Origin of the sequence: Mycobacterium sp. E735, from assembly GCF_001666955.1 — a bacterium.
Taxonomy (GTDB): domain Bacteria; phylum Actinomycetota; class Actinomycetes; order Mycobacteriales; family Mycobacteriaceae; genus Mycobacterium.
In genome coordinates, this window is the sequence record NZ_LZIX01000245.1 from 1 (window position 1) to 22229 (window position 22229).

The window sequence follows — 22229 nt, forward strand, 5'->3', positions numbered from 1 at the left end:
GCCGACGTATGGCTGATCGTGGCCCTGGCCATGGCCCCGCCGCTGCTGTTGGCGATGGCCGGCGCCCGGGTCTGGTCGGATCGGCCGGTGGCGGCGTTGTTGCTCGCGGCGGTCGCCGGTTCGTTGCTGGCCGTCTTCGCGGTGCTGATGAAAGGCGTCGTCGATATCCTCGAACACAACCCCGACCAGTTGTGGACCAGACCCGAGGTGTACGGCTGGGTGTTCTGCGGGGCGGCCGGGATGGTGATCCACCAGTCGGCGTACCGCGCCGGCGCCTTGACCGCCTCGTTGCCGACGATCATCGCCGCCAAGCCGATCGTGGGCGCGGTCCTCGGGATCACCGTGCTCGGTGAGACGTTGGACGCGCACGGCTTCGACTGGGTTGTGCTGGGAGTGGCCGCGGCGCTGGTGATCGTCGCGACGGTGGGCCTGGCTCGCGGCGAGGCCGCCACGGTGTCGGCGGGCGCCGGGCGCGACGTGCGGATCGAGGACGAGCCGAAAGCCGTGAAGCCCGCGCTCTGATGAAGCTTGGTGGCGGGTGGACGAGAGACCAGTCCAGGCTGTTGGCGCTGGTCTTTGGCGACGCGAACATCAGCCGTAATTGCGACCCTCTGAGCTTCTACATGCCCCCGCCTGCCTGACTGCGAAAGTGATGTCCCAAACGGCGCATGCCGACGTTTTCGGGCTTTTACGCTGATCCGGTGGAGGAAGAGACCGGAGTGTGGTCTGGGGATGGGGCCGGGGGTGATGAAACCGAACAGTTTGCGCCTCCGAGCGAAGTGAGACCCGCAGCTTGGTCTGACGAGCAGCGGGAGGACCAGCCGGTGCGCGAAGGCCAATCTTGGAAGCAGGTCGGGCTGATCGCAGCGGCGATCTTTGTCCCCCTCACCGCGCTCGTTGTGATCATCGGTTTCTGGCTGCACCAACCTCGCACCCCGCCGACCCCGGAACGCTCAAAGATCCCTCATGCAACGACTCCTGCTGCCAGCCCGCCGCCGGTCACCGTGACAGCACCTCCTCCCGCGACAATCACCCAAGCCGCCCCGCCACCAGTTACGGTGGCAGCTCCTCCACCGGCGGGAGTTCCTCCGATTCAAGGGACATTCTTTGTCTGCCCTGATGGGCACTCTGGCGTTGCCACAGGCGTGACCTCTTGCCAGTTTGCGATGAACGTGCGCGGCAGCTACCTCAGCAACGGTGGTCCTGAGGTAATTGCATACAGCCCGGTTACCGGGCAAAGCTACGACATGGAATGCGTCACTGGTTACACAGCTCATTTGAGCACAGGCAGGACTGTTGACGCTGTCCGTTGTGTAGGTGGCAACGATGCCGTCGTCATCCTGTGGTGAGGTGACGACTCCACGGCCGGTTGCGTTTTGGCCTGATCGACCCGTTGGTGGCAGGTACAGGATTCGAACCTGTGAAGCTTTCGCGACGGATTTACAGTCCGCTCCCATTGGCCGCTCGGGCAACCTGCCGCCAGACAGGTTACAACGAGGGGGTAGACAAAGCACAAACGGCCATCACCGGATGAAGGGACGGATCGAATGGCGGACTCATCGTTCGACATTGTCAGCAAAGTCGAGCGCCAGGAGGTCGACAACGCGCTCAACCAGGCCGCCAAGGAGCTGGCCACTCGCTTCGACTTCCGCGGAACCGACACCACGATCGCGTGGAAGGGCGAAGAGGCAATCGAGCTGACGTCGTCCACCGAAGAACGCGTCAAGGCGGCTGTCGACGTCTTCAAGGAAAAGCTGATCCGCCGCGACATCTCGATGAAGGCGTTCGACGCCGGTGAACCGCAGTCCTCCGGCAAGAGCTACAAGGTCAGCGGCACCATCAAGCAGGGCATCAGCAGCGAGAACGCCAAGAAGATCACCAAGCTGATCCGCGACGAGGGCCCCAAGAGCGTCAAGACGCAGATCCAGGGCGACGAGATCCGCGTCACCAGCAAGAAGCGCGACGACCTGCAGGCCGTCCAGGCGCTGCTCAAGCAGGCCGACCTGGACGTCGCGCTGCAGTTCGTGAACTACCGGTAGCCCACGGCCGTAAGCGAGGTTCTCAATGGCGACGACCCCTACCGACGCCGACTACTCCGACGTCATCATCGTCGGTGCCGGCATCTCCGGCATCGATGCGGCCTACCGGATCAACGAGCGCAACCCCCAGCTGACCTACACCATCCTGGAGCGGCGCGCGCAGATCGGCGGCACGTGGGACCTGTTCCGCTACCCCGGGGTGCGCTCGGACAGCAGCATTTTCACGCTGTCGTTCCCGTTCGAGCCGTGGACCCGTAAGGAGGGCGTGGCCGACGGTGTGCACATCCGCGAGTACCTGGCCGCCACGGCGCACAAGTACGGGATCGATCGCCACATCCGATTCGACAGTCATGTCCGCTCGGCCGACTGGGATTCGTCGACCGACACCTGGACGGTCACCGTCGAGCAGGACGGCGCGCCGAAGCTCTATCGCGGCCGGTTCCTCTTCTTCGGCAGCGGCTACTACAACTACGACGAGGGGTACACCCCCGACTTCCCGGGCATCGAAACGTTCGGCGGGACCGTGGTGCATCCCCAGCACTGGCCGGAGGACCTCGATTACACCGGCAAGAAGGTCGTGGTGATCGGCAGCGGGGCCACCGCGGTCACCCTGCTGCCGTCGCTGTCGGATCGGGCCGCGAAGGTCACCATGCTGCAGCGCTCGCCCACCTATCTGATCTCGGCGTCGAAATACGGCAGGGTCGCCGCCGTCGCGCGGAAGGTGCTGCCGCGCAAGCCCGCCCATCTGGTTGTCCGGATGTACAGCGCGCTGACCGAGGCGGTGTTCTTCGCGTTGTCCCGCAAGGCTCCCGGGTTGGTGCGGTGGCTGCTGCGGCGCAAGGCGATCGCCAGCCTGCCCCCCGGCTACGACGTCGACACCCACTTCAAACCGCGGTACGACCCGTGGGACCAGCGGATGTGCCTGATCCCCGACGCCGACCTGTACGGGGCCATCAGCGCGGGCCGCGCCGAGGTGGTCACCGACCACATCGACCATTTCGACGCGACGGGCATCGCGCTCGAATCCGGTGGGCACCTCGACGCCGACATCATCGTCACCGCCACCGGGTTGCAGCTGCAGGCCTTGGGCGGGACCGCGATCAGCCTGGACGGCAACGAGATCAAGACCAACGACCGCTTCGTCTACAAGGCACACATGCTCGAGGACGTGCCCAACCTGTTCTGGTGCGTCGGCTACACCAACGCATCGTGGACGCTGCGCGCGGACATCACCGCCCGGGCGACGGCAAAGCTGCTGGCGCACATGGCCGCCCACGGCTACACGCACGCCTACCCGCACCGCGGAAACGAGCCGATGACCGAGAAGCCCTCGTGGGACATCAACGCCGGCTACGTGCTGCGCTCGGTGCACGCGCTGCCGAAGTCGGGAACCAGGCGGCCGTGGAACGTGCGGCAGAACTACCTGGCCGACGCCATCGATTACCGGTTCGACCGCATCGAGGAGGCGATGGTGTTCGGCCGGGCGTCCGACCGGGCACTCGCCGGGTGAACTGCTTCTAAATCTTCGATGTCGGCAATACGCTGATCGCCATGGCAGCAGAGATGCGTGAACCCAAGGTCGTTGTCCTCGGTGGCGGTTCCTGGGGGACCACGGTTGCCTCCATCTGCGCGCGACGAGGACCGACGCTGCAGTGGGTGCGCTCGGAGGAGACCGCGAAGGACATCAACGAAAACCACCGCAACAGCCGCTACCTCGGCGACGAGGCGGTGCTGAGCGACACCCTGCGCGCCACCACCGACTTCGCCGAGGCGGCCAACTGCGCCGACGTCGTAGTCATGGGCGTGCCCTCACACGGGTTCCGCGGGGTGCTGACCGAGCTGGCGAAGGAACTGCGGCCCTGGGTACCGGTGGTGTCCCTGGTCAAGGGGCTCGAGCAGGGCACCAACATGCGGATGTCGCAGATCATCGAGGAGGTCCTGCCCGGTCATCCGGCCGGCATCCTGGCGGGGCCCAACATCGCCCGCGAGGTCGGCGAGGGTTACGCCGCCGCGGCGGTGCTGGCCATGCCCGACCAGCACCTGGCGACCCGGCTTTCCGGGCTGTTCCGCACCCGGCGTTTCCGGGTGTACACCACCGACGACGTCATCGGGGTGGAGATGGCCGGGGCGCTGAAGAACGTCTATGCCATCTCGGTGGGAATGGGCTACTCGCTGGGCATCGGTGAGAACACCCGCGCGCTGGTGATCGCGCGCGCGCTGCGGGAGATGACCAAGCTCGGCGTGGCCCTGGGCGGCAACCCCGAGACCTTCCCGGGCCTGGCCGGCCTGGGTGACCTGATCGTCACCTGCACCAGCCAGCGCAGCCGCAACCGCCACGTCGGTGAACAACTCGGCGCGGGCAAGCCGATCGACGAGATCATCGCCTCGATGAACCAGGTCGCCGAAGGCGTCAAGGCCGCCAGCGTGATCATGGAATTCGCCAATGAGTTCGGCCTGAACATGCCGATCGCCCGCGAGGTCGACGCGGTGATCAACCACGGTGCGACGGTCGAGGACGCCTACCGCGGCCTGATGGTCGAGGTACCCGGGCACGAGGTGCACGGCTCGGGCTTCTGACGGGCCGTCCGACACCGGTCGAATTCAAATCTTTGCATTCCATATGGGCCGGGCCCGTCCGCTTGACCCTCGGTTCGCCAGCAAAATACCGTCGATGCAGCAGCCAGGGATTCCCGGCCGTGCCAGTGTGGGTCCGGCCGGGTCGTAACCGTTTGTGCGCCAAGAGTTTACGCCGACGTAATACAGCGCCATATGGGGCGGACATCGGAACATCCCCCGCAAACATCTAACGAGGGAAGCGACCGATGCAACACATCGAACAGCTCGGCAACCAACCTCACGACCAGACCGCCAGCCCGCGCAAAGACCGCGTGCGGTCGATCATCCGGCACGACCTCCCTTCGTCGCTCGTCGTTTTCCTGGTCGCGCTCCCGTTGTCCCTGGGGATCGCGATCGCATCCAACGCCCCGGTGCTGGCCGGCCTGATCGCCGCCATCGTCGGCGGCATCGTGGTCGGCGCCATCGGCGGGTCGCCGCTACAGGTCAGCGGCCCAGCGGCCGGGCTGACGGTGGTGGTAGCCGACTTGGTATCCGACTTCGGTTGGGGCGTAACGTGTTTCATCACCGTGGCCGCCGGCGCCCTGCAGGTGCTGTTGGGGCTCAGCCGCGTCGCGCGGGCGGCGCTGGCGATCTCGCCGGTGGTCGTGCACGCCATGCTGGCCGGCATCGGCATCACGATCGCGCTGCAACAGGCGCACGTTCTGCTGGGCGGAAAATCCAAGAGCACGGCCTGGCACAACGTCATCGAGCTGCCGGGGCAGATCATCGGCGCGCACCGGCCGGGGGTCATCTTGGGCGCATTGGTGATCGCCATCCTCGTCTGCTGGCGGTGGGTTCCCACCAAGTTGCGCCGCGTTCCCGGCCCGTTGGTCGCGATCGTGGTCGTGACGGTGGTGTCGGTCGTCTTTCCGTTCCACGTGCGCCGCATCGACCTCGAGGGCTCGCCGTTGGACGCGTTGCAGCTGCCCGACATTCCGCACGACGGCTGGGGCGCGGTCGCGATCGGCGTGATCACCGTCGCGCTCATCGCCAGCGTCGAAAGCCTGCTGTCGGCGGTGTCGGTCGACCGGATGCACAACGGGCCACGCACAGACTTCGACCGGGAATTGGTCGGGCAGGGCGCCGCCAACATGGTGTCGGGCACGATCGGCGGGCTGCCGGTCACCGGCGTCATCGTCCGCAGCTCGACCAACGTCAACGCGGGCGCCAAGTCGCGCGCCTCGGCGTTCCTGCACGGCGTGTGGATCCTGCTGTTCACCATCCCGTTCGCCGGGCTGGTCGACGAAATCCCCACCGCCGCGCTCGCCGGGCTGCTCATCGTCATCGGCATCCAGTTGCTCAAGCCGGCCCATATCGAAACCGCGATGAAGCACGGCGATCTCGCCGTGTACGTCGTGACCGCCGTCAGTGTGGTGTTCCTCAACCTGCTGCACGGGGTGATGATCGGCCTCGCGCTGGCCATCGCGCTGACCGGTTGGCGGGTGATTCGGGCCAAGGTCGACGCCACGTCCGTCGACGGCGAGTGGCAGGTGCAGATCGAGGGCGCCGCGTGCACGTTCCTGGCGCTCCCGCGACTCACCCGGGTCCTGGCCTCGATTCCCACCGGAACCGTTGTCACCGTGGATGTTTCGGTGCACTACCTGGACCACGCGGCGCATCAGACGATCAGCGACTGGCAGCGCCAGCACGAAGCCAACGGCGGCACGGTGAACATCCGCGGGAGGTTCGAGACCGGCCATGCCGCTGGCAAAAATGCGAGTGAGGTCGTCGAGCCCGAAAGGCCCGAGGCCGCTGCCTGATTGGCGTGCTCAATCCCACCCGGAAAGCCCGAAGGTGCCGCTCGGCGCCCTCCCGCTGAGCTTCTGGACGATCCACTGGTTCATCGGCACACCCTGCTCGGTGGCCTCCAGCGCGAGGCGGGCATGCAACTCCGGCGAGGTTCTCACCAGGAATCGCCCGCCGTGGTGGCGCCGCGACAGCGGTTCGGGAACTTCGTCGCCGCAGGCGCGCAGGACCTCCACATGCTCGGTGACGGCGTCCTCGATGGCGGCCACCGCTTGGGGCGCGGTGGGCGCTTGGCGCCTCAGGTACGGCAATTCGACGCATACGCCAAGGTATTCGTCGTAGTCGGGCAACCACTGCGCTCGGTAGGTGTAGTGGTCCACGCGCAATGTGATAGCACGGGTGATATCAAATCCGGGAGTCACTCATCCCCAGGGACGGGCCTCTCCGCACCATATGGCTCTCGCCGGATTTGATAGCGCGGGCGATATCAAATCCCGCGACGGACTCATGCTCGGCTAGCCGCGCGCCATCGCCTCCAGCCGGCGGATGCGGTCCTCGATCGGCGGGTGCGTCGAGAACAGCGACCCGATCCGCTCGCCCGCGCGGAACGGGTTGGCGATCATCAGGTGGGCCTGGCTGGCCAGCTGCGGCTCCGGCGGCAGCGGGGCCGCCTGGACGCCGCCCGAGATCTTGCGCAGCGCCGACGCCAAGGCCAGGGGGTCGCCCGTCAGCACCGCACCCGATTCGTCCGCCTGGTACTCGCGCGACCGCGACACCGCCAGCCGCACCACGGTGGCGGCGATCGGACCCAGCAGCGAAACCAACAGCAGCGCAAAGGGATTGCCCTCGTCGTCGCGGTTGCCACCGAAGAACATCGCCATGTAGGACAGGGCGGTGATGATCGACGCCATCGCTCCGGCGATGCAGGAGATGAGGATGTCGCGGTTGTAGACGTGGGAGAGCTCGTGCCCCAGGACCGCCCGCAGCTCGCGTTCGCTGAGGATTCCCAAAATGCCGGTGGTGCAACACACGGCGGCGTTGCGCGGGTTACGGCCGGTCGCGAACGCGTTGGGCGCGTTGGTGTCGCTGATGTACAGCCGGGGCATCGGCTGGTGCGCGGCGGTGGCGAGTTCGCGCACGATCCGGTACATCGCCGGCGCCTGCAGCTCGGACACCGGCTGCGCGTGCATCGCCCGCAGCGCCAGCTTGTCGCTGTTGTAGTAGGTGTAGACGTTCATGCCGATGGCGAACAGCACCGACAGGAACATCGCGGTCCTGCCGAACAGCGAGCCCACGAACACGATCAACGCGGACATACCGACCAACAGGGCGAAGGTCTTCAGCCTGTTGGCATGGGGATGCCAGGTCATCGGGTCCTCCTTGGAGCGTCGACTATCGCTCATTGAACGCCTGAAAAGGCGCCAAAGGTTCCCTCGACGCGCTAACCGTGCCGGCTGATGGTGTAGTCGACCAGCGTCTGCAGCGCCTGCCGGCCGGGGACATCGGGCAGCAGGGCCAGCTCGTCGCGCGCCTGCCCCGCGTATTCGGCCAGCGTCTGCTTGGCCTTGGCCATCCCGGGGGACGCCCGCAACAGCGCCAGCGCCTCGGCCACCGCCGCGTCGTCGTCGATGGGCCCGGCCAGCAGCTCACGCAGCCGCACCGCGTCGGCCCCGGGTTCGCGCAGCGCGTAGAGCATCGGCAGCGTGTGCACGCCCTCACGCACGTCGGTTCCGGGCAGCTTGCCGGACTCATGCGAGTCGCTGTCGATGTCGATGATGTCGTCGGAGATCTGGAAGGCGGTGCCCACGATGCCGCCGAGCCGGCTGAGCCGCTCGACCTGCTCGGCGTCGGCGCCGGAGAACATGGCGCCGAACCGGCCCGCCGCGGCGATCAGGCAGGCGGTCTTCTCGTACACCACCTTCAGGTAGTGCTCGATCGGATCGGCCCCCTCGGCCGGGCCCGTCAGGCCGCGCGTCTCCCGCATCTGCCCGGTCACCAGCTGGGCGAACGTCTCGGCGATCAGGCGCACCGCCTCGGGCCCGAGCCGCGACACCAGCCGCGACGCCGTGGCGAACAGGTAGTCCCCCGCCAGGATCGCGACGTTGTTCCCCCAGCGGACGTTCGCGGTGGGCGCGCCCCGGCGCACCTCCGCCTCGTCCATCACGTCGTCGTGATAGAGGGTGGCCAGGTGCACCAGCTCGATCACCGAGCCGGCGATCGTCACCTCGTGCGCCTCGGGGTTCGGCCCGATCTGGGCGGACAGGACGGTGAACAACGGCCGGAATCGCTTGCCGCCGGCCTTGAATAGGTGGGTCAGCGAGTCGGTCATCACGTCGTCGGCGCTGCGCAGCTCGGTGTCCATGAGCTGTTCGATCCGCCCGACGCCGTCGCGCACCGTGGCGGCGAAGGCGGGGTCGCCGAAGTCGATGCCCGCCACCACCGTCGCCGGAGTACTCACCCGACCAACATACTGGTGAGCGTGGAGACCAAAGCCGACCTGGTGGTCGTGGGGGCCGGACCCGCGGGTTCGGCGGCGGCCGCGTGGGCCGCGCGCGCGGGCCACGACGTGCTGGTCATCGACTCCGCCAGCTTCCCCCGGGACAAGGCGTGCGGTGATGGGCTGACGCCGCGCGCGGTCGCCGAGTGCGAGCGCCTCGGGCTGGGCGACTGGCTGGACACCCGCATCCGGCATCGCGGCCTGCGGATGAGCGGTTTCGGCGGCGAGGTCCAGGTCGACTGGCCGGGCCCGTCGTTTCCGTCGACCGGTAGCGCCGTGGCCCGACTCGAGTTGGACGACCGGATCCGCAAGGTCGCCGAGGATTCCGGCGCGCGAATGATGTTGGGAACGAAAGCCGTTGCGGTGCATCATGACTCGTCGAGGCGGGTGGCATCGCTGACCTTGGCCGACGGCACGGAGGTGGCTTGCCGGCAGCTGATCGTGGCCGACGGGGCCCGCTCTTCGCTGGGTCGCAAACTGGGCCGGCGTTGGCACCAGGAGACGGTGTACGGCGTCGCCGCCCGCGGGTATCTGGCCACCCCGCGCGCCGACGACCCGTGGCTGACGTCGCACCTGGAGCTTCGTTCGCCGGACGGCGCGGTGCTACCCGGCTACGGCTGGATCTTCCCGCTCGGCAATGGCGAGGTGAACATCGGCGTCGGGGCCTTGTCGACATCGAAACGGCCGGCCGACCTGGCGCTGCGCCCGCTGATCGACTACTACACCGACCTGCGGCGCGACGAATGGGGCTTCGAAGGCCCGCCGCGGGCGGTGGCGTCGGCGCTGCTGCCGATGGGCGGCGCGGTGTCCGGGGTGGCCGGGCCCAACTGGATGTTGATCGGCGACGCCGCGGCCTGCGTCAACCCGTTGAACGGGGAGGGCATCGACTACGGAATGGAGACGGGACGGTTGGCCGCCGAGCTGCTGGACTGCTGTGGCCTGTCTCAAGACCTGTCGCGGGTGTGGCCGTCGCTGCTGCAGCAGCACTACGGCCGGGGCTTCTCGGTCGCGCGCCGGCTGGCGCTGTTGCTGACCTTTCAGCGCTTCCTGCCCGCGACCGGACCGATCGCGATGCGCTCGCCGCGGCTGATGACGATCGCCGTGCGGGTGATGGCCAACCTGGTCACCGACGACGACGCGGACTGGGTCGCGCGGGCCTGGCGGGGCGGCGGCCGGCTGTCGCGGCTGATCGATCGCCGGGTGCCGTTCAGCTGAGCCGACTGACCTGCGCAAACGGTCATCCGGCCGGATCGGGGCAGTGGACATTTTTCCGCGCGCTTCAGATGAGCGGTGTATAGTCCGGCTAATGAAGGGAACGAAGCTGGCTACTATCGGCGGCCTGGCTGCCGCCGCCATCGCGCTGGCCGCGCCGGCGCTGGCCTCGCCGCCGCCGTCGAACGATTACGACGCCCCGTTCAAGAACACCGTCAACGGCTTCGGTATCTACCAGCCGCAGGACCAGCTCGCGTGGCTGGGCAAGATCACCTGCGACCGGATCGGCCGGGGCGTGGACGGCGACCCGTACAAGTCGGCCAACTTCATCCAGCACAACCTGCCGCGCGGCACCACCCAGGGCCAGGCGTTCCAGTTCCTCGGAGCCGCTGTGGACCACTACTGCCCCGACCAGGTCGGCTTCGTTCAGCGGGCCGGCACCCACTAGCCCGTTTTCAGCGCAGCGGCTTGTAGGCCGCATGCAGCGCCACGATGCCGCCGGTCAGGTTGCGCCACCGCACCGCCGCCCATCCGGCCCGCGAAATCTCGTGCGCCAATTTGGTCTGGTCCGGCCACGCCCTGATCGACTCCGCGAGGTAGACGTAGGCGTCGGGATTGCTGGACACCGCGCGGGCCACCCGCGGCAGCGCCCGCATCAGATACTCCTTGTAGACGGTGGCGAACAGCCCGTTGGTCGGCGTGGAGAATTCGCACACCACCAACCGGCCGCCAGGGCGAGTGACGCGGGCCATCTCGCGCAGCGCCGCCTGCGGGTCGACGACGTTGCGCAACCCGAAACTGATTGTGACCGCGTCGAATACGTCGTCCCCAAACGGCAGCCGGGTGGCGTCGGCGGCGACCTTCGGGACGTTGCGCGCGGCACCCGCGGCGAGCATCCCGACCGAGAAGTCGGCCGCCACGCACCATGCCCCGGATTTCCTGAGCTCGACGGTGGACACCGCGGTGCCGGCGGCCAGGTCCAACACCTTCTGGTCGGGTCCGATCGCCAGTGCCGACCGGGTGGCGGCCCGCCAATACCGGTCCTGCCCCAGCGACAGCACGGTGTTGGTCAGGTCGTAGCGGCGGGCGACGCCGTCGAACATCGACGCGACGTCCCGGGGGTCCTTGTCCAACGCCGCACGACTCACGAGGGAAACGCTACCGTCCGGGAATTACGCGGTGACGGCGGCGTTGCAACACTGCGTGACTGAAAAAGTTTGGTTTATCACCGGTACATCGCGAGGCTTCGGGCGCGCGTGGGCGATCGCGGCGCTCGAGCGCGGCGACAAGGTCGCCGCCACCGCCCGCAACACGGCATCGCTCGACGACCTGGCCGAGAAGTACGGCGACGCGCTGTTGCCGATCCGATTGGACGTCACCGATCGGGACGCCGACTTCGCCGCGGTCAAGCAGGCGCACGACCACTTCGGGCGGCTGGACATCGTGGTCAACAACGCCGGTTACGGGCAGTTCGGGTTCGTCGAGGAGTTGTCCGAACAAGACGCACGGGATCAGATCGAGACCAACGTCTTTGGGGCGCTGTGGATCACCCAGGCGGCGTTGCCGTACCTGCGCGACCAGCGCAGCGGCCACATCATTCAGGTGTCCTCGATCGGGGGCATCACCGCTTTCCCATTGGTCGGCATGTACCACGCGTCCAAGTGGGCCCTGGAAGGCTTTTCGCAGGCGCTGGCCCAAGAGGTCGCCCCGTTCGGTGTGCACGTCACGTTGATCGAGCCGGGCGGCTTCGACACCGACTGGGCCGGGGATTCGGCCAGGCACGCCGATCCGCTGCCGGCGTACGACGATGTTCGTGCCGCCGTGCAGGCCGAGCGCAGCAAGCGCTGGGCCAGCCCGGGCAGTCCGGAGGCGTCCGCCACGGCGCTGCTGAAGGTGGTCGACGCCGAAAAGCCGCCGCTGCGAGTCTTTTTCGGCGCTTCACCGCTGGCGACGGCCAAGGCCGACTACGAGAGCCGGCTGCGCACCTGGGAGGAATGGCAGCCGGTCGCCGAGTTGGCCCAGGGGTAGCGAGCCGCGGACGTCGGCGCCTACCAGTGAGGTAGTCGATTACGCATGTCGGCAGCCCGGTGCGGACCCATAATTGTGGGCATCTGCGAGGAAAGGCGGTCCGATGTCCGCACCCCAGTCCGCGCCGGTGGCAACCAGCGACGTGTGCATCGTCGGCGCCGGCATCGCCGGGTTGAATGCCTTGTTCGCCGCCAGCCGATACCTATCGCGTGAGCAGACGGTGATCCTGATCGACCGCCGGAGACGCGTCGGCGGCATGTGGGTCGACGTCTACCCCTACGTCCGCCTGCACCAGCCGCACCCCATGTTCACGGCGGGCAACATCGAGTGGACGCTCGCCAAGCAGCGCAGTTATCTGGCGACCAAGGGCGAGGTGCTCGCCCACTTCGAGCACTGCGTCGACGTGATCAGGCAGCGGGTCGGAGTCGAGGAGTATCTCGGCTGGGACTTCGAGTCCGCAGAAGAGACGAACGGCATCGTGCGGGTCACCTGCAGGGCCCCCGACGGCCGGCAGCTCGTCGTCGAGACCACGCGTTTGATCAAGGCCTTCGGCCTCGGGATCACCCCGAACGAACCGCTGGCCATCTCGAGCAAGCGCGTCCATTCGGTGTCGCCCGACTACTGCGACGTGCGGGCGGGCGACATCAGGGAAAGCGACGCGCCCGTGTGGGTCATCGGCGGCGGAAAAACCGCGATGGACACCGCGCACGCGCTGATCACGAGCTACCCCGGCCGCGAGGTCAACATGGTCGCCGGCCGCGGCACGTTCTTCTCCTGTCGCGACGACCTGTTGCCGAGCGGCGCCCGCCGCTGGTGGGCGGGCACGCCGCCGAGCGCGGTCGCCACCCAGTTGAGTCACCGGTACGACGGCACGAACGAATCAGAGGTGCAGGCTTGGTATCGCGCCACGCACGGCACCTTCCTGACCCCCCAGGCGGACAACTTCGTGTTGGGAGTGTTGTCCGAGGCCGAGAACCGCACGATCTCCGCCGGGCTGAACGACGTCGTGATGGACTATTTCGAGGATTCGGTCGATCGCAACGGCACGACCGAGTTGGTGTTCCGGAGCGGATCGACGAAGACGATCGAACCGGGTAGCTGGATAATCAACTGCACCGGATACGTCAAGTTCCCAGACGAATACCCGTATGAGCCGTACGTTTCACCCAGCGGCGCGGTCGTTTCCATCAATGTGCGGTCGGCCATGCTGCACTTGCCTGCGTTCATGGGGTACTTCCTGGGCCACCTGATGTTCCTGGGCAAGCTCACGGATATTCCGCTCTACGAAATAGATTGGATGAATCTGAGGCAGAAGGCGCCGCTGGCGTTTCCCTACGTGCTCTTCGCCCTCGTTCAGCACAATCTCAGCCTGATCTACGACGACGTCCCCCGTCGCGTATTCACCGACAACAACCTCGATTTCGATAAGTGGTACCCGTTGCCGCGACGGGTGCCGGGCATGGCGCGGTTCATGCTCACGCACCGCCGGGAGTGCGAGCGCCAACGCCGGGTTCTCGACACGGTGCGGGAGCGTCTCGAAATCCGTTGCGGCCCGCTCAGCGGGTAAGGCACATACCGGGGGAACGGCTTCCGTCATCCGGCACCGCCACTCCCGGCGCACGGGCGCGACCGGCTTCACACCGCCTGGTGAGCCCAACCACTTCGCGAAAGTACCGGTACCGCAAGACAGGTAGTCGACTACGCGTGTGGGGTGGTCTAGCGCAAACAAGACTTGGTGGCGAAACCACTCAACCGACGCCCTTGGGGAGCACCACCATGACACTCACGGTTGACGCGTCGGCCTGCCCGAGCGTCTTCGATGCCGGCCTGCCGACTATTGATTACGAGCACTGCCAGAGCCCCGAAGAGGCTCACCTGATTCTCCACGAGGCGCGCCGCCGGGCACCGATTGCGATCGGCCCGCATGGGCCGGAAGTGCTGACCTACGAACTGGTCCGAAGTGTGCTGCGCGACCCGCGCTTCCGCGTGCCCCAGGGGATGTTCCTTGCCTCCCAGGGCATCACGACCGGCCCATTGTGGGAGCGCGTCGCCACCAACCTGATCAGCCTCGACGGGGCCGAGCACCACCGGCTGCGCCGCCTGGTGTCCAAGGCGTTCACACCGCGCGCCACCGCGCGGCTGGGCGCAACGATCGACGGGGTGATCAACGGACTGCTGGACCACCACACCGCAATTGGGCGCTGCGACGTGGTCGCCGACATCGCCAGGCAATACCCGATCCCGATCATCTGTGCGCTGTTGGGCGCCCCGGCCGAAGATTGGAAGCTGTTCTCCGAGTGGACCGACGACATCTTCAAGGCCTTCAGCTGGGAGGTCGCCGCTCATCAGAACAACATCTTGGCCGCATGGGACGAGCTCGACGCCTACATCGACGACATGGTCGCGCAGCGACGCCACCGGCTGACCGACGACCTCATCTCCGACCTGATCCGCGCCGAGGACGACGGCGACCACCTGAGCGCCGACGAGCTACGCATGCTGGCCGCGGGCCTGCTGATGGCCGGCACCGACACCACCCGCAACCAGCTGGCCGCCTCCGTGCACGTGCTGTGCGACCGTCCCGAGCAGTGGCGGTTGCTGGGCGAGCACCCAGAAGTCGCGAACAGTGCGGTTGAAGAGACGATGCGGCATTCGCCCATCGCGGCCGCGACGTTGCGCATCGCTCTCGAGGACGTCGAAGTCGCCGGGGTGGTGATCCCCGCGGGCACCGTGGTCATCGCAAACACCGCCGCAGCCAACCGCGACCCCGCCGTCTACGACGACCCCGACCGACTCGACATCACCCGAGTGGGGGCCCCGCCGATGCAGACGTTCGGCGCCGGCATGCACTACTGTCTGGGCGCGAACCTGGCCCGACTCGAGCTCGCCGAAGCCCTGGCGACCATGGCGCGGCGCATGCCCGACGCGCGCCGCACCGGACCCGCGCCGTGGAAGCCGCTGACCGGGCTGAGCGGACCCGCCACGCTGCCAGTCGAATTCACGCCCGAGATCGATGTCGCCGCGACTAGCGCACGGTGCGGATGACGAAGGCGTCGATGTTCTCGTCGTAATCGACCGATTCGTCCACGAAGAGTTCGCCCACCGGGTGACCGTCCTCGGCGACGGCAATGAAGGTCGATTCCTCGGGGTTGTACGTCACCGCGCCTTCAACGAACATCGCCGCGACCTCGTGCCCGTCGGCCCCGAACACGACGAGCTTCAATCCTCCGGCGTCCTTGACGTATTCCGCTGCCTCAGCGCGCGTCGTGACCATCCTTGCGAGTCCTTTCTCTGTTGCCGAGCCGTCAGGGCGTGGGCTGGGAAACCCTTGTCTGTACGATGAATTCGTGTAGCGCATCCGCCATCCGCGCCCGCACCGGCGCGCCGGAGATGACCACGTCGACCATCGGCACCGATAGGTGGGTGTGACCGCGGGCGCCGACATGCTCGGTCGGCACCCCCGCCGCCTGCAGCGCGGCGGCGTAGGCCTCGCCGACATCGCGCAGGGGATCGAACTCGGCCGTCACTACGAGGGCCGGCGGCAGCCCGGACAGGTCGGCGACATTCAAGGGGGCGAATCGGGGGTCTTCTCGATCCGCAGCGTCGATGTAATGGTCGTAGCACCACCGAAGTAGCGGCGTCGTCAGACCGTAGCCATCGGCGTTCTCGGTGAACGACGCGCGCGTCATCTCGCCGGACGTCAAGGGCGTCAACAACACCTGGCCCACGATGGTCGGGCCGCCCATGTCCCTCGCCAGCCGGCACACCACCGCCGCGAGTCCCCCGCCCGCGCTCCAGCCGCACACCGCCAACCGACCCGGGATGCCGCCGAGCGCCTCGGCGTTGTCGGCGACCCACCACACCGCGGCCATCGCGTCATCGACGGCCGCAGGAAAGCGGTTCTCGGGCGAATGGCGGTAGTCAGCTGAGACCACCATGGCGCCGCTCCGCACGCAAAGATCCCGGCACAGCGGATCATCCGCGACGGCGTCGCCGAGAACGTAGCCACCGCCATGGAAATACACGACCACCGGATGCGGACCCGGGGTGGCAGGCCGATAAAGCCGGTACGCCAAATCGCCGGCGGGGCCGGGCAGCACGCCGTCGACGATCTCGCCGACATCCGGTCCCGGCGGCCGCGCCATCGACATCTGCGCGTACAACGCGCGAGCCTCCTGGACGCCCATCGATTCCATCGGCGGCAGATTCAGCGCCGCCACCTCGTTGAGGACCATCTCGACGTCCGGCTGCAACCGGCGCACCACTCCGTCGTTGCAGCGTGAGCCGGCGGGGCCAGATCTCCTGTAGCCCAGGTAATCGCGGGCGACCACCTCGTCGCAGCCGGCACGGTAGAAGTCGAAGCCCGCGCAGTACGGCAGGAAGACCCGGGATTTGCCGGGCACATTGGCGCCCATGTACCACGAGTTCGCCTGGGGGTAGAGGGTGATGTCGGCGCAGTCGTTGACGTGCTGCGTCCACCCGGCCTCCGCCAGTTCGGTGGGCTCGATGACCTCGAAGCCGTCCGCGCTCAGGTGGCCGAGGCAGTCGAGCACCCAATCCGCATGCTGTTCGATCGACACGACCATGTTGGTCAACACCGAGGGGCTGCCGGGACCGGTGATGAAGAACAAGTTGGGAAAACCGGCCGTGGTCAAGCCGAGGTAGGTCCGCGGTCCGTCGGCCCATTTGCCCCTGAGCGCCAGACCATTACGGCCCCTGATGTCGACCGCCGTGATCGCGCCTGTCACCGCATCGAAACCGGTCGCGAAGACGATCGCATCGAAAGCGAACGACTCGTCGGTGGTGTCGATCCCCGTCGCCGTGATTTCCCGGATGGGATGTTTGCGGACGTTGACCAGGCGCACGTGCGGCAGGTTGTAGGTGGCGTAGTAGTTCGTGTCCAGGCACGGCCGTTTCGTCGCCAGCGGGTGATCAGTGGGGCAGAGTTCGGCGGCGGTGTCGGGATCGTCGACGATCGAGCGGATCTTGTCGCGGAAGAACTCGGCATATTCGTGATTGGCGGCGGGATTGCTCAGCACGTCGGCGAAGACGTTGATCGCCTCGAACAGCAAGCCGTCAGCCCAGGCGCGCTCGTAGCGGCGTTGGCGTTCGGCCTCCGAAACGCCGAAGGTGGGAGTGATGTCGCGCTCCATCGGGATGCCGCCGAACGAAAGCTTCGCGGCCGCACGATATTCCGCCTCATTCGTCAGTTGCGCGACCTTCGAGGGCGGCACCGGACCATTGTGCGCCGGGATCGAGAAGTTCGGCGTCCGCTGGAACACCACCAGCTGCGCCGCCTCCTGTGCGATCACCGGAATCGATTGCACCCCGGAGGAACCCGTGCCGATGACGGCCACCCGCTTGCCGGTGAAATCGACCGGCTCGTGCGGCCAGGCGCTGGTGAAGTAGATTTCGCCGGCGAACCGCTCGAGCCCCCGGACCTCGGCCTGCTTGGGCAGGGACAGGCAGCCGGTGGCCATCACGACGAAACGACTGGTGAGTTCGTCCCCGCGGTCGGTGCCCACCCGCCATAGCGAGGCATCGTCGTCCCAGCCTGCGCGCTGCACCCGCGTCGAGAAGGTGAGGTGGCGGCGCAGGTCGTGCTTGTCCGCTACGTGATTGAGATAGCGCAGGATCTCCGGCTGGGTGGCGTACTTCTCCGACCACCGCCAGTCCCGCTGCCAGTCGGGATCAAAGCTGTACATGTAGTCGACGCTGGGCACGTCAACCCGGGCGCCCGGGTAGCGGTTCCAATACCACGTGCCGCCGAGGTCGTCGCCCGCCTCGAAGACGCGGAACCGGTATCCGGCGCGGCTTAGCCGGTAGGCGAGGTACAGGCCCGCGATACCCGCGCCCACCACGACGACGTCGACGTCCGGCAGCGGCCGGTCTGTGCTGGCTGCATGGGTCATCGTCTGATGATCCCGCCGCGCCCATCGGCTGTCTTGAGTACGGCGATACTCGATTTGCTGACGACCGGCCGCGGCCCGGCATGCCCGGGCCTTACCAAATGGGTAGGAAACCCTTCCCTTCCGAGAGAAGAAAGTGGCCCCCACGGTAATTACCTGATCGCCGATAATCCCCGAGCATTTCGGTCATGACTTCCACGACCACACTGCCGAACCGCAGCATCCTCAGCGACGCAGACCTCGCCCGGGCCGCGGCGGCCGGTGATCGCGCGGCGCTGGCCGATATCTACCACCGCTACGCGGGCCCACTGCACGCCTACTGCGTCGGCATGCTGCGTGATCGCCACGCCGCCTCGGACTGCGTGCAGGATGTCTTCTGCACCGCCACCACACAGTTGCCGAAGCTGCGTGACGCGGACAAGCTGAGGCCGTGGCTCTACGCCATCGCCCGCCGCAGTGCGCTGCGGGCCTTGTCCGAACGCCGCCGCGAGGCCGCCTGCGACGAGCTGCCCGACGATGCGGCGACCGGTCCCGGGCCGTTCACGCTGACCGCCCAGAACGAACTCCGTCAACTGATCAACCAGGCGGCCGACGGATTGTGCGAGCGCGACCGGCGGGTGCTGGAGCTTGCCTACCGCCACGGCGCGACCGGAACCGAGCTCGCGCAAGCGTTGGGCATCAGCTACGACTCCACCAAGAAGGTCCTGCAGCGGCTGCGCGACACCATCGAACGCTCACTGGGCGCCCTGTTGGTGGCCCGCCGCGCGACCCAACACGGCTGCCCGCGGCTCGCCGCGGACCTGACCGGCTGGGACCATCAGTTCACCGTGCTGATGCGGAAACGCATTGCGCGCCACATCGAGTCGTGCCCCACATGCGACGGGTACCGCCGCAGCGCCCTCAATGCCGTTGCCCTGCTTGGCGGCGGGGTACTCGACGAGCTGGCCAAGCCACACGGCGGGTAACGAAATCTCCGCGGGCTCACTTCTGCTGGGTGCGACGGTCACGCAGCATGGAGCGGTTGACGGCCCCGAGCCGGATGGCCGCATTGGCCAGCCGGACCCGGCGATCCCCCTCGGCCGTGATGCCGAACTTGTCGTACAGGTGCTGCAGATGTTGCTTGACGGCCGCCTCCGTGACGTACAGCTCCTGGGCCATCCGGCGGACCGATGCGGGCTCGGGGAACGGGTCGTCGGCGACGAACGGGCGGCACAGAACCTTGAGGACATCGAGTTCGCGCGCGGTCATGCGGGGCGGCCGCAGGATGGACTTGCCGGTTTCGGTCTCTTGGTCGCCCGGCGCTTCGCCGGCCCCTTTTGTCATCCAGAACACCAACCGCGAACTGCCGAGCCGCAATTCGTCTCCCGACCGCAGGATCCGTTCCGCCGCGATCCTTTCCCCGTTGACGTAGGTGCCGTTGCGGCTTCCCAAATCACGCACGGACCAGGCTTGCCCGAAATTCTCCAGGACGGCGTGTACCCGCGACACGGTCGGGTCGTGCTCCAACGACACCGCGTTGGTCAAGGACTTGCCGAGGGTCACCCGTTCACCACTGAGCGCGACCAGCTCCCGCCCCGACGGCTTCCACACTTCCAAATGGGACGACATATCGACCCCTCCTATCACGGCCCATTCTGACCCCGCGACGCAAAGAATGGCCGGAGAACGGTCCGCTGAGCCGAAAATCGCGTGCTCGGCTGCCGAGATTCCCCCGGTATTCGGGTCCACGACGCCCGGTTGCGGTTGGACCGTGGTGACGCATCACCGGTAGCCGTTTTCCCTGCCGGCGAGAAGCCATAGGATCTACGAGCATGCGTCGCCGCATCCCTAACCCGACTTCGTGATGGCCATCACCAATGTTGAGCTCAGCTTCCTGCTGGAGGCGTCGCGCCGCGGGCTGCTTCCTCAGCAAGGCCGCCTCCTGGAATTCGGCGAAGCCGAGACCATGATCGATGTGGTGCAGGCGATCCCGCTCCTTCTCGCCGAAGGGCCACGGCGCGACGCGTTGCTGGCCGAGACGCCGCCGGACGGTGTGGCCCAGGTCTACGCCGACGCCAAGCGAATCTACCGAGCCCTGTTCGACTTCCGCAGCTACAACGCCATCGACCTGCTCCCACCCAATCACTACCGTCTGCAGCAAGATCTCAACCTGCCCTTCGACCTTGGGACAAGGTTCGACGTCTGCATCAACAACGGCACGACCGAGCACGTCTTCAATCAGGCCAATTGCTTCAAGGCGATTCATGATCACACCGCCCCGGGGGGCGTGATGATCCACTGGACGCCGTGCCTGGGATGGGTCGACCATGGCCTTTACAACATCCAGCCGGGGTTCTTCCACGACCTGGCCGCCGCGAACGGCTACGAGGTCCTGCTCGCCGTGCTGTCGAGCGACAGCATGATGATGCCGATCATCCCAGGCCAGATCACTTCCGAGTTGGTTGCCGCCAATCCGGGCATCCGAGACAGTCTCGCGTGCGCCGTGCTGCGCAAGACGACGGATGAACCCTTCCGCTTTCCCCTGCAGGGGGTCTATTCCTTTCTCAAGGAACTGGCGGCTGTGGGGGATCCGCAACGTATTACGCATCTGCTGGCGGCGCGCTCCGGCCAGGCACCAGAGCAACCACACACGGGGCGACCCGACAACCCGATCCAGGATCCCCCGCCCGGGCACGACCACTGACGTCAGCGCCTGGGGTTGGTCCCGCGGGCGGACCGTTAGTTCACTGGCCCTGCGCGTAGCGCTTGGCGAACATCCGCCTGCGGGAGAACGGCGACAGCACCGCCTCGTAGTGACCGAGCAGCTCGTCACAGATGACCGGCCAACTGCGGCCGAGCACGCTGCGCCGGGCGGCCAATGCGTAGCGGTGGCGTTCGTCGATCAAATGGGTGACGGCCTCAGGCAACCTCGCCTCGAATTCGTCGACGCCCAGTAACAAACCGGTGCGCCACGGCGTGACGAGGTCGCGTGGGCCGCCGGCGTCGGGGGCGATCACCGGCAACCCCGACGCCAGCGCTTCCTGCACGACTTGGCAAAACGTCTCATGCTCGCCGGGATGCACGAAGACATCCATGCTGGCGTACGCCACGGCGAGTTCGTCGCCGTACAGCGCGCCGGTGAAAACCGCTGTCGGCATTGCCTTTTGCAGTTTGCCGCGGTCGACGCCGTCGCCGACGATGACGAGTTGCACGTCGTCGCGCGCCGCCAGCGGGATCAGCCGCTCCACGTGCTTCTCCGGGGCCAACCGGCCCACAAAGCCGACGATCGGCTTGCCCCGCGGTGACCATCGGCGCCGGAGCGCCTCGTCGCGCCCCGACGGGGCGAACCGCAGCACGTCGACGCCGCGCGCCCAGCGATGCACGCGCGGGAAGCGGTGCTCTACAAGCGATTCCATCGTCACGGTGGACGGCGCCAGGGTTCGGTCGGCGAGGCTGTGCAGATGCCGGAACCAGGCCCACGCGACCCGCTGCGTCATCGGGATGCCATAGCTCGCAGCGAATCCCGGTACGTCCGTTTGATATACGGCGACGGTCGGCACCCCCAGCCAGCGCGCCGCCTTGACGCCGCCGTAACCCAGTAAGGCCGGCGAGGCCAAATGCACTACGTCCGGATCGAATCCGCGCAGCACGCTCACCATCCGGGGCATCGGCACGCCGAGTGGCAACGTGGTGACCTTCGGAAACATCCGCGAGGGAACCCGATGCACGCGGATCCCGTCGTGGACGCGATCCGCCGGGGTCACGCCCGGTGGGGTGTCCGGGGCGATGACGAGGGCCTCGTGACCGGTCCGGCGCAAATGCTCGAGTACCCGGAGCACCGAGTTGCTGACACCATTGACTTCCGGCAGGAACGATTCGGCGACGATTGCAACGCGCACACCACTACGGTGTCAGCGCCGGCTGTCGCGAAGGTTGCCTGCGGGCATACGTCGCGCGAAATCTGCTGGTCGGACGCTTCCAACCCCGGCTATGCCGGTGCCGCCGCGGCCTCGTCGCGGCGATCGAGCAGCTTGTCCAGCACCGCCAGCCCGATCAGGAGGGCCGTCGCGGCCAGCCAGCACACCACGGCGATGGAACCGGCCGGGATGATGGCCAGCCCGGCATTGCGGTGCTGCACCCGAACCAGATTGGGATCATTCTTGTTGTACTCGACGTATATACGCATGCCCGTAGCCAGATGCG

At 67.2% G+C, this 22229-nt stretch carries 20 protein-coding genes, 1 tRNA gene and 1 pseudogene; 12 read left to right on the top strand and 10 right to left on the bottom strand.

Features of this window, described 5'->3' with window-relative positions; genetic code table 11:
* Window positions 1-522: DMT family transporter (locus A5704_RS28885; protein ID WP_197508515.1), on the top strand; the 522-nt coding region annotated here is incomplete at its 5' end.
* Between the two features lie 872 nt (window positions 523-1394).
* Here the strand turns inward: A5704_RS28885 and A5704_RS20175 are convergent.
* Window positions 1395-1478: transfer RNA gene (locus A5704_RS20175), tRNA-Tyr, on the bottom strand.
* 69 nt (window positions 1479-1547) lie between these two features.
* Between A5704_RS20175 and A5704_RS20180 the strand changes: the two genes are divergently transcribed.
* The 4 genes from A5704_RS20180 (at window position 1548) to A5704_RS20195 (ending at window position 6415) form a co-directional block, all read left to right on the top strand.
* Entirely contained in the window at window positions 1548-2039 is a 492-nt protein-coding gene (locus A5704_RS20180; RefSeq protein ID WP_067890675.1) for a YajQ family cyclic di-GMP-binding protein, read from the top strand.
* Window positions 2040-2064: 25 nt separating this feature from the next.
* Window positions 2065-3549: an NAD(P)/FAD-dependent oxidoreductase gene (locus A5704_RS20185; protein ID WP_067890678.1), complete on the top strand. Its 1485-nt coding sequence runs from the start codon at window positions 2065-2067 to the stop codon at window positions 3547-3549.
* Window positions 3550-3590: 41 nt separating this feature from the next.
* Entirely contained in the window at window positions 3591-4616 is a 1026-nt protein-coding gene (locus A5704_RS20190; protein WP_067749252.1) for an NAD(P)H-dependent glycerol-3-phosphate dehydrogenase, read from the top strand.
* 245 nt (window positions 4617-4861) lie between these two features.
* Entirely contained in the window at window positions 4862-6415 is a 1554-nt protein-coding gene (locus A5704_RS20195) for a SulP family inorganic anion transporter (RefSeq protein ID WP_067890681.1), read from the top strand.
* A 9-nt stretch (window positions 6416-6424) separates the two neighbouring features.
* Here A5704_RS20195 and A5704_RS20200 read toward each other — a convergent pair whose 3' ends face one another.
* From A5704_RS20200 to grcC1, 3 genes are all read right to left on the bottom strand, one after another.
* Window positions 6425-6781: a type II toxin-antitoxin system HicB family antitoxin gene (locus tag A5704_RS20200; RefSeq protein ID WP_067890684.1), complete on the bottom strand. Its 357-nt coding sequence runs from the start codon at window positions 6779-6781 to the stop codon at window positions 6425-6427.
* A 135-nt stretch (window positions 6782-6916) separates the two neighbouring features.
* Window positions 6917-7771, bottom strand: coding sequence for a zinc metalloprotease HtpX (htpX, locus tag A5704_RS20205; protein WP_067749241.1), 855 nt, complete (start codon window positions 7769-7771; stop codon window positions 6917-6919).
* A gap of 71 nt (window positions 7772-7842) precedes the next feature.
* A complete protein-coding gene (grcC1, locus tag A5704_RS20210) occupies window positions 7843-8859 on the bottom strand; it encodes a nonaprenyl/(2E,6E)-farnesyl/geranylgeranyl diphosphat synthase (RefSeq protein WP_067890687.1) in 1017 nt (338 codons plus the stop codon).
* Window positions 8860-8874: 15 nt separating this feature from the next.
* Here grcC1 and menJ point away from each other — a divergent pair, with 15 nt between their 5' ends.
* Both menJ and A5704_RS20220 read left to right on the top strand, forming a co-directional pair.
* The gene (gene menJ, locus A5704_RS20215; protein WP_197504920.1) at window positions 8875-10113 is read left to right on the top strand and encodes a menaquinone reductase; all 1239 of its coding nucleotides are present in this window, start codon (window positions 8875-8877) and stop codon (window positions 10111-10113) included.
* 91 nt (window positions 10114-10204) lie between these two features.
* Complete coding sequence (locus tag A5704_RS20220; protein WP_067213104.1) at window positions 10205-10558, top strand: DUF732 domain-containing protein; 354 nt, start codon at window positions 10205-10207, stop codon at window positions 10556-10558.
* Window positions 10559-10565: 7 nt separating this feature from the next.
* Here A5704_RS20220 and A5704_RS20225 read toward each other — a convergent pair whose 3' ends face one another.
* On the bottom strand, window positions 10566-11258 hold the full coding sequence (locus A5704_RS20225) for a demethylmenaquinone methyltransferase (RefSeq protein WP_067749232.1): 693 nt from the start codon (window positions 11256-11258) through the stop codon (window positions 10566-10568).
* A gap of 55 nt (window positions 11259-11313) precedes the next feature.
* Between A5704_RS20225 and A5704_RS20230 the strand changes: the two genes are divergently transcribed.
* The 3 genes from A5704_RS20230 to A5704_RS20240 all read left to right on the top strand — a co-directional run bounded on the left by A5704_RS20230 (window position 11314) and on the right by A5704_RS20240 (window position 15183).
* Window positions 11314-12138 carry an SDR family oxidoreductase gene (locus A5704_RS20230; protein WP_067890697.1) on the top strand — a complete coding sequence of 275 codons (825 nt, stop codon included), beginning with the start codon at window positions 11314-11316 and terminating at the stop codon, window positions 12136-12138.
* A 103-nt stretch (window positions 12139-12241) separates the two neighbouring features.
* Window positions 12242-13705 (top strand): FAD-dependent oxidoreductase, encoded by a 1464-nt coding sequence (locus A5704_RS20235; RefSeq protein ID WP_067890689.1) that lies wholly within the window; start codon window positions 12242-12244, stop codon window positions 13703-13705.
* A 209-nt stretch (window positions 13706-13914) separates the two neighbouring features.
* Complete coding sequence (locus A5704_RS20240; protein ID WP_067890691.1) at window positions 13915-15183, top strand: cytochrome P450; 1269 nt, start codon at window positions 13915-13917, stop codon at window positions 15181-15183.
* On the opposite strand, the gene A5704_RS20245 is transcribed toward A5704_RS20240, so the two are convergent.
* Both A5704_RS20245 and A5704_RS20250 read right to left on the bottom strand, forming a co-directional pair.
* Window positions 15164-15412 carry a hypothetical protein gene (locus tag A5704_RS20245; RefSeq protein WP_067749227.1) on the bottom strand — a complete coding sequence of 83 codons (249 nt, stop codon included), beginning with the start codon at window positions 15410-15412 and terminating at the stop codon, window positions 15164-15166. The genes A5704_RS20240 and A5704_RS20245 overlap by 20 nt on opposite strands.
* 31 nt (window positions 15413-15443) lie before the next feature.
* Window positions 15444-18050, bottom strand: a complete 2607-nt coding sequence (locus A5704_RS20250; RefSeq protein ID WP_067890694.1) for an FAD-dependent oxidoreductase — start codon at window positions 18048-18050, stop codon at window positions 15444-15446.
* 185 nt (window positions 18051-18235) lie between these two features.
* Here A5704_RS20250 and A5704_RS20255 point away from each other — a divergent pair, with 185 nt between their 5' ends.
* Window positions 18236-19012, top strand: a complete 777-nt coding sequence (locus A5704_RS20255; protein WP_067749224.1) for an RNA polymerase sigma factor — start codon at window positions 18236-18238, stop codon at window positions 19010-19012.
* 16 nt (window positions 19013-19028) lie between these two features.
* Here A5704_RS20255 and A5704_RS20260 read toward each other — a convergent pair whose 3' ends face one another.
* Window positions 19029-19655: an FHA domain-containing protein gene (locus A5704_RS20260; RefSeq protein ID WP_067780959.1), complete on the bottom strand. Its 627-nt coding sequence runs from the start codon at window positions 19653-19655 to the stop codon at window positions 19029-19031.
* 232 nt (window positions 19656-19887) lie between these two features.
* On the opposite strand from A5704_RS20260, the gene A5704_RS20265 reads away from it, so the two are divergent.
* Window positions 19888-20730, top strand: coding sequence for a class I SAM-dependent methyltransferase (locus A5704_RS20265; RefSeq protein WP_156669911.1), 843 nt, complete (start codon window positions 19888-19890; stop codon window positions 20728-20730).
* 40 nt (window positions 20731-20770) lie between these two features.
* On the opposite strand, the gene A5704_RS20270 is transcribed toward A5704_RS20265, so the two are convergent.
* Both A5704_RS20270 and A5704_RS20275 read right to left on the bottom strand, forming a co-directional pair.
* Window positions 20771-21925, bottom strand: coding sequence for a glycosyltransferase family 1 protein (locus A5704_RS20270; RefSeq protein WP_067749215.1), 1155 nt, complete (start codon window positions 21923-21925; stop codon window positions 20771-20773).
* An 89-nt stretch (window positions 21926-22014) separates the two neighbouring features.
* Window positions 22015-22229, bottom strand: a pseudogene (locus A5704_RS20275) (hypothetical protein); the annotation flags it as partial.